We start from the raw sequence: 12,636 nt of genomic DNA, 5'->3' as shown, positions 1-12,636 counted from the left end.
CCGGACCATGTGGCAGACTTTTCTTTCTGAGCGCCTGAAACAGGCGCAGGAACAGGATGCTGTGCGCCGCCGTGACGCCAATGACGGCGCGGACGGACGTACTCTCCTGATTAACGGCAGACGCGCCGTGAATTTCTCCGGCAATGATTATCTCGGCCTCAGCCGCCATCCGGCGGTGATCCGCGCCTGGTGTGACGGCACTGAACAATACGGCGTGGGCAGTGGCGGCTCCGGTCATGTCACCGGTTACACGTCGGCTCACCGGGATCTGGAACAGATGCTGGCAGAGTGGCTCGGGTTTGATCGCGCGATCTTATTTGTTTCCGGTTTCAGTGCTAATCAGGCGGTGATCACGGCACTGATGCAGCGCGGTGATCATCTTATCTGCGATAAACTCGCTCACGCCTCCATTATGGAAGCGGCGATACATTCACCTGCTGAATTCAGCCGTTTTCATCATAACGATACTGCTCATCTGAGCACTCGTCTGAGCCGGACTGAAAACAGCACCGGCAAAACCCTGGTGGTCACCGAGGGGATCTTCAGTATGGACGGTGATGCCGCGCCGCTGGCGGCGATCCTGCCGCTCACCCGGCAGCATAACGCCCGGCTGATGGCGGATGATGCGCACGGCATTGGTGTCTGCGGCCGTGAGGGGCGGGGCAGCTGTGATGCGGCGGGAATACACCCGGATATTCAGGTTGTCACCTTCGGCAAAGCGGCCGGAGTCAGCGGTGCGGCAGTGCTGTGCGATGCACAGACGGCGGATTACCTGACGCAATATGCCCGTCATCTTATCTACAGCACCACATTCCCGGCCGCGCAGGCGTGTGCCATTCAGGCTGCGGTACAGGCAATCCGCAATGGTGACGGACTGCGTGACAAACTGGCGGAGAATATCCGTCTCTTCCGTCAGCAGGTGGCGCATCTGCCGCTGCAATTACTGCCGTCCGCCTCGGCGATCCAGCCGCTGATCGCAGGGGATAACCGTACTGCGCTGGCGCTGTCGCACTATTTACAGGAGCGCGGCCTGTGGGTGAAAGCGATCCGCCCGCCGACCGTGCCGCCGAATACCGCCCGTCTGCGTATCACGCTGACCAGTGCACATCACCGCGACGATATCACACAGCTTACGGAGGCGCTGGATGCATTCTGCCGTCACTACCGCCCCGGTGAATAAAGCTGCCGTTGCTGCCGCTTTCGGGCGTGCCGCAGAGCAATATGACTCAGTTGCACATCTTCAGCAGAAAACCGGCCATCATCTGCGTCAGCTGACCACTCAGGCACTTTCCGGGCAAATCGTGTCTGAACTGCAGGGGCTGGATGCCGGATGCGGTACCGGATTCTTCAGTGAACAATGGAAAGCGGAATGCCGCAGTGTGACGGCCTTTGATCTCTCTCCGGCAATGCTGGCGCATGCAGCGGAACAGCAGCGGGCAACCCGCTATGTGCAGGGGGATATCGAACAACTGCCTTTTGCGGATAGTCAGTTTGATTTCTGTTTCAGCAATCTGGCGGTGCAATGGTGTGATTCCCTGGCGGCTGCTCTGGCCGGACTGGTACGGGTGACCCGGCCCGGTGGTGTGGTGGCGTTCTCCACGTTACTCAGCGGGTCGCTGGATGAACTGAATCAGGCGTTTGCCCGGGTGGACAGCAACCGTCACGCCAACGGTTTTCTCAGCCGGGAGGACGTTTCTGCTGCCTGTCAGCCTTACCGGCACGTGTTGTCAGAGGTCTGTTACCGGCTTTCTTTCGGCTCTCTGCCCGCGCTGCTGCACTCCCTTAAGGGGATCGGCGCCACCCATGTTCATCAGGGGCGTGCTGCCGGGCTGATGACACGCAATAAACTCATTCAGCTGGCAGATCATTACCCCGCCGAAAACGGGCGGTTTCCGCTCAGCTATCTTATTCAGTACGGAGTCATTCATGTTGAAAAATAACTGGTTTTTAACCGGCACCGATACGGATGCCGGTAAAACCGTGGTCAGTTGCGCCCTGTTGCAGACCGCCCGCAACGCCGGTTTCCGTTGTGCCGGATATAAACCGGTGGCCTCGGGCAGTGAGATGACAGAGGACGGCCTGCGCAACAGCGATGCACTGGCACTGTGGCGGCATACGGTGCCGCCGGTCAGCTACGCACAGATCAATCCGTATACCTTTGCCGAGCCGACCTCGCCGCACATTGTCAGCGAACTGACACAAACCCCGCTGGAATTTGAAGTGATGACTGACGGGCTGCATGCGCTGAATCAGCAGGCTGACTGGGTGCTGACCGAGGGAGCGGGCGGATGGTTTACCCCGCTGTCGGCCACACAAACTTATGCGGACTGGGCGGCACACATGCAGATGCCGGTGATCCTGGTCGTTGGTGTGAAGCTCGGCTGTATTAATCACGCGCTGCTGACGGTGATGGCGATACAGCAGGCCGGGTTGCCGCTGGCGGGCTGGGTGGCTAATGAGGTCACGCCGCCGGGACTGTGGCAGCAGGCGTATCTGGCGACACTCAGTAATCTGATCCCGGCACCGTGTCTGGGTGTGCTTCCCCATCTGCCGGATCCGCTGAATCAGGACTTATCCGGTTATCTTTCTCTGCCGGTTTCCGCACACTGATCCTGCCCCCGGCCGTGGTGTGAAGCCCGATGAGGTCACGCCGCCGGGACTGCGGCAGCAGGCGTATCTGGCGACACTCAGTAATCTGATCCCGGCACTGTGCCCGGGTGTGCTTCCCCATCTGCCGGATCCGCTGAATCAGGACTTATCCGGCTATCTTTCTCTGCCGGTTTCCGCACACTGATCCTGCTCCCGGCAGGATCGTGCCGGGATCACGGCAAATCTTCCGGCCGGGTGTTTTTTATCAGGAAAAAATCCTGAATTATTTTTTCTCTTTGTGCTGAAAGTGACAATTTTATGGCTGCACAATGTCACGCAACCATGCACCGGCAAACGACTTTATTAAGTTATCCACTATTCCTGTGGATAACCTTGTGTATTAACTTTAGAAAACTCACGCCATCCTTGCAGATACGGGGCTTTCACTGACATTGTTGTAAAATCGGGCTTTTATGATTTATCTATAAATAACAAATAGATAAATAAAATCAAGAGTCCTCCGGCGTGAAAAATAGCAATTGGTCAGAGGCGCATCAGATTTCAGCATAATTTAAAATTGCAAGTGCTTTTTTTTGGGGATAACTGTGGAAAGGCAATAAAATTTTCCCCAGTTTTGCAAGCAAAAAATCACAAAATAACGGATTTTTTCTGCCGGGGGTTGAAGCTGGTTTTTTATCCAGTATCATAGTGACCCTATTCGCGCAGGGGGGCCCATGAGCAAACTATTTAAACTGCATTCTGACTTTAAACCGGCCGGTGACCAGCCGCAGGCTATTGCAAAACTGGTTGAGGGCCTGGAAGACGGGCTGGCGCATCAGACGCTGCTGGGGGTAACCGGTTCAGGGAAAACCTTTACTATTGCCAATGTTATCGCCACGCTGAACCGTCCGACTATGATTATGGCGCCTAACAAAACCCTTGCCGCGCAGCTCTACAGTGAGATTAAAGATTTCTTTCCCGAAAACGCGGTGGAATATTTTGTCTCCTACTATGACTATTACCAGCCGGAAGCCTATGTGCCGAGCTCAGACACCTTTATCGAAAAGGATGCCTCGGTTAACGAACATATTGAGCAGATGCGGCTCTCTGCCACCAAAGCCCTGCTGGAACGGCGGGATGTGGTGGTGGTGGCATCGGTTTCCGCTATCTACGGTCTGGGTGATCCGGACAGTTACCTGAAAATGATGCTGCATCTGACGGAAGGGATGATCATCGATCAGCGCTCGATCCTGCACCGGCTTTCCGATCTCCAGTACACCCGTAACGACCAGGCTTTTCAGCGCGGCACATTCCGTGTACGCGGTGAGGTGGTGGATATTTTCCCGGCGGAATCGGATGATTACGCGCTGCGCGTCGAACTGTTTGATGATGAGGTGGAGCGCCTGTCACTGTTTGACCCGCTGACCGGGCACATCCATTATCAGGTGCCGCGTTTTACCGTTTACCCGAAAACCCACTATGTGACGCCGCGTGAGCGCATCATTGAGGCGATGGAAGGGATTAAAACCGAGCTGGCGGAGCGGCGCAAATTCCTGATCGACAATAACAAGCTGGTGGAAGAGCAGCGACTTGCCCAGCGCACCCAGTTTGATCTGGAAATGATGAATGAACTGGGTTACTGCTCGGGTATCGAAAACTACTCGCGCTATCTCTCCGGACGTAAATCCGGCGAATCCCCGCCGACCCTGTTTGATTACCTGCCGGCAGATGGCCTGCTGGTGATCGATGAATCCCACGTCACGATTCCGCAAATCGGCGGGATGTACAAAGGCGACCGTTCACGCAAAGAAACCCTGGTGGAATACGGCTTCCGTCTGCCGTCCGCGCTGGATAACCGCCCGCTGCGTTTTGAGGAATTTGAATCCCTCGCCCCGCAGAGTATTTATGTGTCTGCCACGCCGGGTAAATATGAAACGGAGAAATCCGGCTCTGATGTGGTTGAACAGGTTGTGCGGCCGACCGGGCTGCTCGATCCGGAAGTGGAAGTGCGGCCGGTCACCACGCAGGTGGATGATCTGCTGTCTGAAATCCGCATCCGCGCGCAGAAAAATGAGCGTGTGCTGGTCACCACACTGACCAAACGGATGGCGGAAGATCTTACTGAATATCTGGAAGAGCACGGTGAGCGGGTGCGTTATCTGCACTCGGATATCGATACAGTCGAGCGCGTGGAGATTATCCGTGACCTGCGCCTCGGGGAGTTTGATGTGCTGGTGGGCATCAACTTACTGCGTGAGGGGCTGGATATGCCGGAAGTATCGCTGGTGGCTATCCTGGATGCGGACAAAGAAGGTTTCCTGCGTTCCGAACGTTCCCTGATCCAGACCATCGGCCGTGCCGCCCGTAACCTGCACGGTAAGGCGATTCTCTACGGCGATAAAATTACGGCCTCAATGGCGAAAGCGATTGAGGAAACCGAACGCCGCAGAGAGAAGCAGATGGCGTTTAACGAAGCACACGGTATTGTGCCGAAAGGGCTGAACAAAAAGATTGGCGATATCCTGAAAATCGGTCAGCCGTCTGCGGGATCGAAAAACAAAGGCAAAGGAAAAGCTGCTGCGAAAAGCAGCGATTACCAGCGTATGTCGCCGAAAGAGCTGGAAGTTAAAATTCAGGAACTGGAAGCGCAGATGTACCGCCACGCTCAGGATCTGGAATTTGAACAGGCGGCAGCGGTACGGGATGAATTACAGGGATTGCGTGAGCAGTTTATTGCCAACTCCTGACTGTATCAGGGCAACAGGCCGATTGTTTTATCCAGCGCACTCAGCAGCAGGTTGCGGTCATGGCGGTACGGGACATCCTGTGCCTCCAGGACCTCTCTGACAATCAGGCGGTCGCCCAGATCGCCGGTATTGATATGCGGTGCGCATACCACAGCATCTATCCGTTTGCGGCCGATGCGTTTTTCCAGCACGGCTATTTTTTCACTCAGACTGAGTGACGCGGCCGCAGGGCTCAGCTCTTTGCCGAGATTTTCAATGTAGATCATCGGCGCCTGATTGAAATTAATGGCTTTGGTGAAATCGGGCAGCAGCATCAGCGGCATCAGGCTGGTGAAGAAACTGCCGGGACCGATAATGATCAGCTCTGCACGGCAGATAGCGTCCAGCGCTTCTTTGGTGGTTTTCACCGGCGGTGAGAGCTGTAACTCCTGCGGCGGGCAGGTCAGCTGATCCACATTGACTTCGCCGTACACCTCGTGGCCGTCGCTGTCGATAGCCATCAAATCAACCGGCGTTTCCGACATCGGGATTAACTTCGCTTTCACTTTCAGCATATTGCGGATCAGATTGATCGCATCCAGCGGGCGCACACTCATATGATCCAGTGCCTTGAGCATCAGATTCCCCAGGTTATGGCCCGCCAGCTCACCATTGCCGCTGAAACGGTATTCAAACATGGTGGAGGCAATTGACGGCTCGGTGATCATCTGATTGAGGCAGTTGCGCATATCCCCCCAGGCAATGCCGCCCTCCGCCCGGCGGATCCGGCCGGTGGAGCCGCCGTTATCCGTGGTGGTGACCACGCCGGTCAGCCGCGATCCCAGACCGTTCAGGCAGGACATCACCCGTCCCAGCCCGTGGCCTCCGCCTAAAGCAACAACATGTTCCAGCGACGTGAGTGTGCGGTTTCCCATAGTGTTTATGCATTCCCTGAGTTTTCATATTTATTTGCGCGCTAATCTATCATAAAAACCAATTTTTCGCGTCACGATACTGAGATTTATCAAACTCTGCTCAATCATAAAGATAAATTATCTTTTTGCTGCGTACTATTACGCGTAATTCGGTGGTGGCAACGGCAGGGAAGTCATGGTATGAGTGGATGTGATGACTGAAAGCATCATAAATAAACATCAATAACTAAAATCAATAAATGGCAGGAAGAACATCATGAATGACCTGACGTGCACCATTCCGGTGCTGGAAACTGAACGCCTGATCCTGAGCGCTCACCGCAGAGAGGATCATGCGGCAGTCGCTGACATGTGGTCGGATACCGCGGTAACGCATCATATCATGGCCGGGCAAATCTCCACGCCCCGTGACAGCTGGATGCGGATGCTGGCGTATCTCGGATTGTGGCCGCTGCTGGGGTATGGTTACTGGGCGGTCAGGGAAAAAAGTACCGGAGAGTATATCGGCGATATCGGTTTTGCGGATTTTTACCGTGAAATGGAAAAAGACATCAGCCGCTATCCGGAAGCGGGCTGGGTATTTGCAGAGCGGGCGCACGGCAAGGGCTATGCCGGTGAAGCATTGGGAGCCATACTGACCTGGCTGAAAGAGGTGCGCGGCATTAATGAATGTGTGTGTATTATCGCTCCTGAGAATAAACCGTCTGCCCGGCTGGCAGAGCGTCACGGGTTCCGTCCGCAGGAGACACTGATGATGAATTATAAATCCGTTATTTTCTATCACCTTACACTGGACTGACCGGGCAGGATATACGGGTGTCAGATCAAGAAAGTGGTAAATAATTTTCCCGGCAAACCGCCGTATTTCCGGCGGTTTGTTGGTTGTTATTTGTTCGGCAACCTATAATTTATTTGCTAATTAATTGAAAAATGGTGTGAAATTTTCGTTATCCCGCGTGTAAGTCTTTTTCTCCGGAGTCCCGGTAACTCGTTGTATAATAAGATATATAGCGTATTTGTCATGGTAATTCCCGCAGGGCGACGCTAGAATCAATTCACTTAGCGTGGTTATTAACAGTATTAATGACAACGATTAACTCCTAGCCTTCACACCTACGTTTCAGTCAGAACAGGAAATAGGGTGAGCTGGCCGTGGCACTCCAGAGTGTCACCAGGGTGCAGGATAGAAATGTCCGCATCTCCCGTATTTGGAAAGGTGTTATGACTGAACAACTGACAGATCCCTTTGCGCGCAAGTTTTATTATCTGCGCCTCTCCGTGACAGACGTTTGCAATTTCCGTTGCAACTATTGTCTGCCTGATGGTTATAAACCAAACGAACACAAATCCTTTCTTTCGCTCGGTGAAATCCGCCGGGTGACCCGCGCGTTTGCTCAGCTGGGCACGGAAAAAATCCGTCTGACCGGCGGAGAGCCGACCATGCGCCGCGATTTTACCGATATTGTTGCCGCTATCCGCGAAAATGAGAATATCCGCACCATCGCCGTGACCACCAACGGTTACCGCATGGCACGGGATATCCGCGACTGGCGTGCTGCCGGGCTGAGCGCCGTGAATGTCAGTGTTGACAGTCTCGACCCGCGCCAGTTTCACGCTATCACCGGGCAGGATAAATTCATGCAGGTGATGAACGGTATCGATGCCGCGTTTGAGGCCGGTTTTGAGAAGGTCAAAGTAAATGTGGTGCTGATGAAGAATGTCAATGACATCCATCTGCCCGCGTTTCTGAACTGGATCAAAGACCGCCCGATTCAGCTGCGTTTTATTGAACTGATGGAAACCGGCGACGGCAGTGATGTATTCCGCCGTTTTCATATCTCCGGCAATGTTATCCGTGCCCGTCTGCTACAGGCAGGCTGGCAGCAGGTGGCGCGTGCCCGCAGTGACGGCCCGGCGCAGGTGTTCAGTCATCCGGATTATCAGGGCGAAATCGGCCTGATCATGCCGTATGAAAAAGACTTCTGTCAGAGCTGTAACCGTCTGCGGGTGTCTGCGGTCGGTAATCTGCATCTGTGCCTGTTCGGTGAGCAGGGGATCACGCTGCGTGACCTGCTGGCGGAAGACGGACACGATGACGAGCTGAAAGCACGGCTTCAGCGGGCATTGCAGCACAAACGCGAAACCCATTTCCTCCATCAGGGGGACAGCGGTATTACCCCGAATTTATCTGTTATCGGCGGCTGATCCGCCGGTCATATCAGGAGTTTACATGTCTCAACTCACCCATATTAATGCGGCGGGCGAAGCCAACATGGTGGATGTGTCCGGAAAACAGGAAACGGTCCGTGAAGCGCGCGCCGAAGCCTTTATCACCATGGATGCCAAAACCTTACAGATGATTATTGACGGTAACCATCATAAAGGGGATGTCTTTGCGACAGCCCGTATCGCCGGTATTCAGGCCGCCAAACGAACCTGGGATTTGATCCCGCTGTGTCACCCGCTGATGCTGAGCAAAGTCGAAGTTCAGCTGAGTGCGGAGCCGGAAACATCCCGTGTGCGTATTGAATCCTGCTGCCGTCTGACCGGTAAAACCGGGGTGGAGATGGAAGCCCTGACCGCCGCTTCTGTGGCCGCGCTGACGATTTATGATATGTGCAAAGCGGTGCAGAAAGACATGGTCATCGGGCCGGTGCGCTTACTGGAAAAAAGCGGCGGGAAATCAGGACATTTTAAGGCGGACGCATGATTAAGGTACTGTTTTTTGCGCAGGTGCGCGAGCTGGTGAACACTGACGAACTTTCTCTGCCGTGTGATTACGCCACCGCAGAAGATTTGCGGGCGGCACTGTGTGAGCGTGGTGATCGCTGGGCGCTGGCGCTGGAATCCGGCAAACTGCTGTGTGCGGTAAATCAGTCTTTTGTACCGCTGTCGCATCCGCTGACAGATGGTGACGAGGTCGCATTCTTCCCGCCGGTTACCGGAGGCTGAACCATGAATAATACCCGGATTGCTGTTCAGACGGACAATTTCAGTGTCGGTGAGGAATATCAGTGGCTGGCCGGTTGCGCGGATGATGGTGCGGTGGTGACCTTTACCGGCAAAGTCCGTAATCATAACCTGGGTGATAATGTGGCAGCGCTGACGCTGGAGCATTATCCGGGCATGACCGAAAAGGCCCTGACAGATATAGTCACACAGGCGCGCGGACGCTGGGAATTACAGCGGGTGACGCTGATCCACCGGGTCGGCAGTTTATACCCGAATGATGAGATTGTATTTGTCGGTGTCAGTGCGGCTCATCGCGGGATGGCATTTGAAGCGGCTGAATTCCTTATGGATTACTTAAAAACCCGTGCGCCGTTCTGGAAAAAAGAGACATTGCCTGAGGGCGGCACCCGCTGGGTGGATGCCAGAGAAAGCGACCAAAAAGCCGCAGATCGCTGGTAATTTACCGCCAATCCCCGCCTGATCGCCGGATTTTTTCCGGCGCCCGCATATCAGGTTAAAAATATTCCCTGTTTGTAAAGAAAAGGGGAGAATTCCTGACAGTTTGCCTGCTGGCAACACCCCTTTTATGTGATAATCTATAGGCCTTGGTCGTTTATCATCCGATAAACAATTTGATACAGATGAAAGGGTTATCCATCATGGACCGATTTCCTCGTTCTAACGGCTCGATAGTTTCACAGGCGGGCTCCGGTATTCAGGCTTATATGGCCCAGGTTTACGGCTGGATGGCATGCGGTCTGCTGCTGACTGCTTTTGTCGCCTGGTATTCGTCTAACTCCATGGCGATTATGAGCTTTGTTTTCTCCAGCAAAATCACCTTCTTCGGTCTGATTATTGCTCAGCTGGCACTGGTCTGGGTTATCTCCGGTATGGTTGAGCGCCTGAGTGCTTCTGTGGCGACCGGGCTGTTTATGCTGTATTCCGCACTGACGGGTCTGACACTCGCCAGTATCTTTATCGTGTATACCGAAGCGTCTATCGTCAGCACCTTCTTTATCACGGCAGGGATGTTCGGTGCGCTGAGTATTTACGGCTACACCACCAAACGCAGCCTGTCCGGGATGGGTAACTTCCTGTTTATGGGGCTGATTGGTATTATCATCGCGTCACTGGTCAATATCTGGCTGAAAAGCGAAGGTATGACACTGATCATCACCTATATCGGCGTGATTGTGTTTGCCGGCCTGACCGCGTATGACACGCAGAAACTGCGTGAACTGGGTGAGCAGATTGACAGCAACAACAAAGACACCATGCGCCGCTATGCGATCGTGGGTGCGCTGTCTCTGTACCTGGACTTCATCAACCTGTTCCTGATGCTGCTGCGCCTGCTGGGCGACCGCCGCTAATCACAGACAGAATAATGTGTAAAAAATGAAAGGCCGGTGAAAACCGGCCTTTTTTGCGTTTACTGCCCGGCATCTGCAATAATCTGTTCCAGCGTCCGGGCTGCCTGTCCGGCCTCCGTCACATTGGTATTCTGCGGGGCTGCACTGACAATCAGTGCTTTCCACAGCGCCCAGCCCATTGCTCTTGCGCGGGTTCCGGCGTCACATCGCAGCCGTTCAAAGAAAATGTCACGGCTTTCTCTGTCAAAGAAGGTCCAGGCGATTACCAGATCACTGGCCGGGTCACCGGTACCAAGTTGCCCGAAGTCAATCACGGCACTCAGACGGCCGTCAGCAGTGAGAAGATTACCCGCACTGATATCACCGTGAACCCAGACAGGCTCAGCCGTCCTCGGCGATTGCAGGGCGTTTTCCCATATCCGCAGAAACAGCGGAATACAGGTTTTATCTTTTAGGTTCGCCAGCGCCTGACGGGTTTCACTGTCATAAACTGCTAAATTACCGCCACGGTGAAAATTCTGCTCACCGGCTGCCGGGCCGCCGGTGGTATCCATACTCTGAAACGCCGTCAGAAAATCTGCGAGGTCACGGGCAAACACGGCTTTATCTGCCGGCGGGTGTGCCGCAATCGTTTCTCCCGGGATCCAGCGGTACACAGACCACGGCAGCGGAAATCTTTCTGATGGTTTACCCGTACCGAGCGGGACCGGGATCTGAATCTTCAGTCCTGTTGCCAGACGCGGCAACCACCGCTGTTCTTTCAGCACCTGACCGGCATAATCCTGTGAAGACGGCAGGCGGATCAGCATCTCTTCACCCAGATGAAATGTCCGGTTATCCCAGCCGCTGGTCGCGACCGGTGTCACCGGCAGATGTGCCCACTGCGGGAATTGTTCCGCTATCAGCGCAGCGGCAAGGTGTGTATCGGGTATCACAATAGTTAATATTTCTTTTTACCGGACGTTATCACGCAATCTTGCGCCGGAATAACGCATAGGCAGCCGATCCGGTGGTGACCGCGATCACCAGAAGCGGCCAGAGGCTCTGGCGGATAACACTGAAATCCGCATCTTTGAGGTAAATCTGTTTGGTGATTTCATTGAAATGGCGGATAGGATTGACCCAGGTGATATGTTGCAGCCAGACCGGCATATTCTCCACCGGGGCAATATAACCGGACAGCAGCACGGCAGGCATCATAAAGACAAACACGCCGATAAAGGCCTGCTGCTGGGTGGCGGAAAGGGCGGAGATTAACAGGCCGAATCCGACCAGCGACAGCCCGTATATCACCATGGTGAAATAAAACAGGAGCAGTGAGCCGGAGAAAGGGATGTGATAAGCGAAAATGCCGATCACCAGCACGATACTGGCCTGAACCGTTGCCACAATCAGCGCGGGAACGGCTTTGCCGACAAAGATTTCACCGGTGGTCAGCGGCGAAACCAGCAGCTGATCCAGCGTGCCCTGTTCCCGTTCGCGGGCAACAGAGAGTGAGGTCACAATCATCACACCGATGGTGGTGATCAGCGCCACCAGCGAGGGCACGATAAACCATTTGTAATCCAGGTTCGGGTTATACCAGTTGCGCACCACCAGCTCACTGGTGACCGCCTGCGGCATCCGTTCCTGCTGATAATGCGCGGTAATTTGCTGAACATAATTGGCGGCTATCTGCGCACTGTTGGAATTCCGCCCGTCGAGCAGAATTTGCAGCTGTGCCGGTTTGTGTCCGGCAAGCTGCGCACTGAAATTCTGCGGGAAATGTACCAGCAGCAGCGCTTTGCGGTTATCAATCACATCCCGTACGTCCTGCCGGTTTTGGATCAGCAGTACGTCTGAAAAGGCACTGGCTTTGGCAAACTGCTGGGTCAGTTCAATGGATGCGGGGCCTTTGTCCTCATCGTAAATCTCGATAGTCGCGTTGGTGACTTCCAGCGTTGCCGCCAGCGGGAACAAAATCATCTGAAAAATTACCGGTACGATCAGGATCGTACGGGTCTGCCGCTCCCGCAGAAGCAATTGCAGCTCTTTAATAATTAAGGTGAATATCCGGTGGAACAT

The 12,636-nt window shown here is 54.3% G+C and carries 15 protein-coding genes and 1 riboswitch; of the genes, 11 read left to right on the top strand and 4 right to left on the bottom strand.

The window, feature by feature from the left end:
* The first annotated feature begins 7 nt into the window (after positions 1-7).
* The 4 genes from bioF to R5268_RS03560 are packed head-to-tail and all read left to right on the top strand — an operon-like array spanning position 8 to position 2,794.
* Positions 8-1,180, top strand: coding sequence for an 8-amino-7-oxononanoate synthase (gene bioF / locus R5268_RS03575; protein ID WP_218427719.1), 1,173 nt, complete (start codon positions 8-10; stop codon positions 1,178-1,180).
* A complete protein-coding gene (gene bioC, locus R5268_RS03570; protein WP_317418657.1) occupies positions 1,146-1,940 on the top strand; it encodes a malonyl-ACP O-methyltransferase BioC in 795 nt (264 codons plus the stop codon). The genes bioF and bioC overlap by 35 nt, the downstream gene beginning before the upstream one ends.
* Positions 1,927-2,610 (top strand): dethiobiotin synthase, encoded by a 684-nt coding sequence (gene bioD, locus R5268_RS03565; protein WP_317418658.1) that lies wholly within the window; start codon positions 1,927-1,929, stop codon positions 2,608-2,610. Before bioC ends, bioD begins: the two co-directional genes overlap by 14 nt.
* A gap of 19 nt (positions 2,611-2,629) precedes the next feature.
* Positions 2,630-2,794, top strand: a complete 165-nt coding sequence (locus tag R5268_RS03560; RefSeq protein ID WP_230059243.1) for a hypothetical protein — start codon at positions 2,630-2,632, stop codon at positions 2,792-2,794.
* A 349-nt stretch (positions 2,795-3,143) separates the two neighbouring features.
* Here R5268_RS03560 and R5268_RS03555 read toward each other — a convergent pair whose 3' ends face one another.
* Complete coding sequence (locus tag R5268_RS03555) at positions 3,144-3,296, bottom strand: hypothetical protein (RefSeq protein WP_317418659.1); 153 nt, start codon at positions 3,294-3,296, stop codon at positions 3,144-3,146.
* Between the two features lie 27 nt (positions 3,297-3,323).
* Between R5268_RS03555 and uvrB the strand changes: the two genes are divergently transcribed.
* The gene (gene uvrB, locus R5268_RS03550) at positions 3,324-5,336 is read left to right on the top strand and encodes an excinuclease ABC subunit UvrB (protein WP_054425562.1); all 2,013 of its coding nucleotides are present in this window, start codon (positions 3,324-3,326) and stop codon (positions 5,334-5,336) included.
* 5 nt (positions 5,337-5,341) lie between these two features.
* Here the strand turns inward: uvrB and R5268_RS03545 are convergent, their stop codons facing one another.
* Positions 5,342-6,250, bottom strand: coding sequence for a uridine diphosphate-N-acetylglucosamine-binding protein YvcK (locus R5268_RS03545; protein ID WP_046893742.1), 909 nt, complete (start codon positions 6,248-6,250; stop codon positions 5,342-5,344).
* A gap of 256 nt (positions 6,251-6,506) precedes the next feature.
* On the opposite strand from R5268_RS03545, the gene R5268_RS03540 reads away from it, so the two are divergent.
* From R5268_RS03540 to R5268_RS03515, 6 genes are all read left to right on the top strand, one after another.
* Positions 6,507-7,049, top strand: a complete 543-nt coding sequence (locus tag R5268_RS03540) for a GNAT family N-acetyltransferase (protein WP_166707260.1) — start codon at positions 6,507-6,509, stop codon at positions 7,047-7,049.
* A gap of 286 nt (positions 7,050-7,335) precedes the next feature.
* Positions 7,336-7,484: riboswitch (molybdenum cofactor riboswitch) on the top strand.
* Positions 7,472-8,455 (top strand): GTP 3',8-cyclase MoaA, encoded by a 984-nt coding sequence (gene moaA / locus R5268_RS03535; protein ID WP_317418660.1) that lies wholly within the window; start codon positions 7,472-7,474, stop codon positions 8,453-8,455. It overlaps the preceding riboswitch by 13 nt.
* A 25-nt stretch (positions 8,456-8,480) precedes the next feature.
* Positions 8,481-8,960: a cyclic pyranopterin monophosphate synthase MoaC gene (gene moaC / locus R5268_RS03530; RefSeq protein ID WP_046893744.1), complete on the top strand. Its 480-nt coding sequence runs from the start codon at positions 8,481-8,483 to the stop codon at positions 8,958-8,960.
* Positions 8,957-9,202: a molybdopterin synthase sulfur carrier subunit gene (gene moaD, locus R5268_RS03525; RefSeq protein WP_182104834.1), complete on the top strand. Its 246-nt coding sequence runs from the start codon at positions 8,957-8,959 to the stop codon at positions 9,200-9,202. Before moaC ends, moaD begins: the two co-directional genes overlap by 4 nt.
* A 3-nt stretch (positions 9,203-9,205) precedes the next feature.
* Positions 9,206-9,661, top strand: a complete 456-nt coding sequence (moaE, locus tag R5268_RS03520) for a molybdopterin synthase catalytic subunit MoaE (protein WP_054425568.1) — start codon at positions 9,206-9,208, stop codon at positions 9,659-9,661.
* A gap of 200 nt (positions 9,662-9,861) precedes the next feature.
* Positions 9,862-10,572 carry a Bax inhibitor-1 family protein gene (locus R5268_RS03515; protein WP_046893747.1) on the top strand — a complete coding sequence of 237 codons (711 nt, stop codon included), beginning with the start codon at positions 9,862-9,864 and terminating at the stop codon, positions 10,570-10,572.
* A 59-nt stretch (positions 10,573-10,631) separates the two neighbouring features.
* Here R5268_RS03515 and R5268_RS03510 read toward each other — a convergent pair whose 3' ends face one another.
* Both R5268_RS03510 and R5268_RS03505 read right to left on the bottom strand, forming a co-directional pair.
* A complete protein-coding gene (locus tag R5268_RS03510; protein WP_317418661.1) occupies positions 10,632-11,507 on the bottom strand; it encodes an aminoglycoside phosphotransferase family protein in 876 nt (291 codons plus the stop codon).
* Positions 11,508-11,538: 31 nt separating this feature from the next.
* Positions 11,539-12,636, bottom strand: a complete 1,098-nt coding sequence (locus R5268_RS03505) for an ABC transporter permease (RefSeq protein ID WP_317418662.1) — start codon at positions 12,634-12,636, stop codon at positions 11,539-11,541.

The organism is Morganella sp. BCCO 40_0007 (genome assembly GCF_032989665.1).
Lineage (GTDB): Bacteria > Pseudomonadota > Gammaproteobacteria > Enterobacterales > Enterobacteriaceae > Morganella > Morganella sibonii.
Note: the sequence above shows the minus strand (reverse complement) of the source record. Positions and strands in the feature narration are given on the sequence as shown.

Excerpts from the sequence above, each read along its gene's own strand:
- R5268_RS03505 (WP_317418662.1), bottom strand. The coding sequence starts at position 12,636 with ATGTTCCACCGGATATTCACCTTAATTATTAAAGAGCTGCAATTGCTT.
- R5268_RS03540 (WP_166707260.1), top strand. The coding sequence starts at position 6,507 with ATGAATGACCTGACGTGCACCATTCCGGTGCTGGAAACTGAACGCCTG.
- uvrB (WP_054425562.1), top strand. The coding sequence starts at position 3,324 with ATGAGCAAACTATTTAAACTGCATTCTGACTTTAAACCGGCCGGTGAC.
- R5268_RS03555 (WP_317418659.1), bottom strand. The coding sequence starts at position 3,296 with ATGATACTGGATAAAAAACCAGCTTCAACCCCCGGCAGAAAAAATCCG.
- R5268_RS03515 (WP_046893747.1), top strand. The coding sequence starts at position 9,862 with ATGGACCGATTTCCTCGTTCTAACGGCTCGATAGTTTCACAGGCGGGC.
- bioC (WP_317418657.1), top strand. The coding sequence starts at position 1,146 with ATGCATTCTGCCGTCACTACCGCCCCGGTGAATAAAGCTGCCGTTGCT.
- moaD (WP_182104834.1), top strand. The coding sequence starts at position 8,957 with ATGATTAAGGTACTGTTTTTTGCGCAGGTGCGCGAGCTGGTGAACACT.
- bioD (WP_317418658.1), top strand. The coding sequence starts at position 1,927 with ATGTTGAAAAATAACTGGTTTTTAACCGGCACCGATACGGATGCCGGT.
- moaC (WP_046893744.1), top strand. The coding sequence starts at position 8,481 with ATGTCTCAACTCACCCATATTAATGCGGCGGGCGAAGCCAACATGGTG.
- R5268_RS03545 (WP_046893742.1), bottom strand. The coding sequence starts at position 6,250 with ATGGGAAACCGCACACTCACGTCGCTGGAACATGTTGTTGCTTTAGGC.
- moaA (WP_317418660.1), top strand. The coding sequence starts at position 7,472 with ATGACTGAACAACTGACAGATCCCTTTGCGCGCAAGTTTTATTATCTG.
- bioF (WP_218427719.1), top strand. The coding sequence starts at position 8 with ATGTGGCAGACTTTTCTTTCTGAGCGCCTGAAACAGGCGCAGGAACAG.
- moaE (WP_054425568.1), top strand. The coding sequence starts at position 9,206 with ATGAATAATACCCGGATTGCTGTTCAGACGGACAATTTCAGTGTCGGT.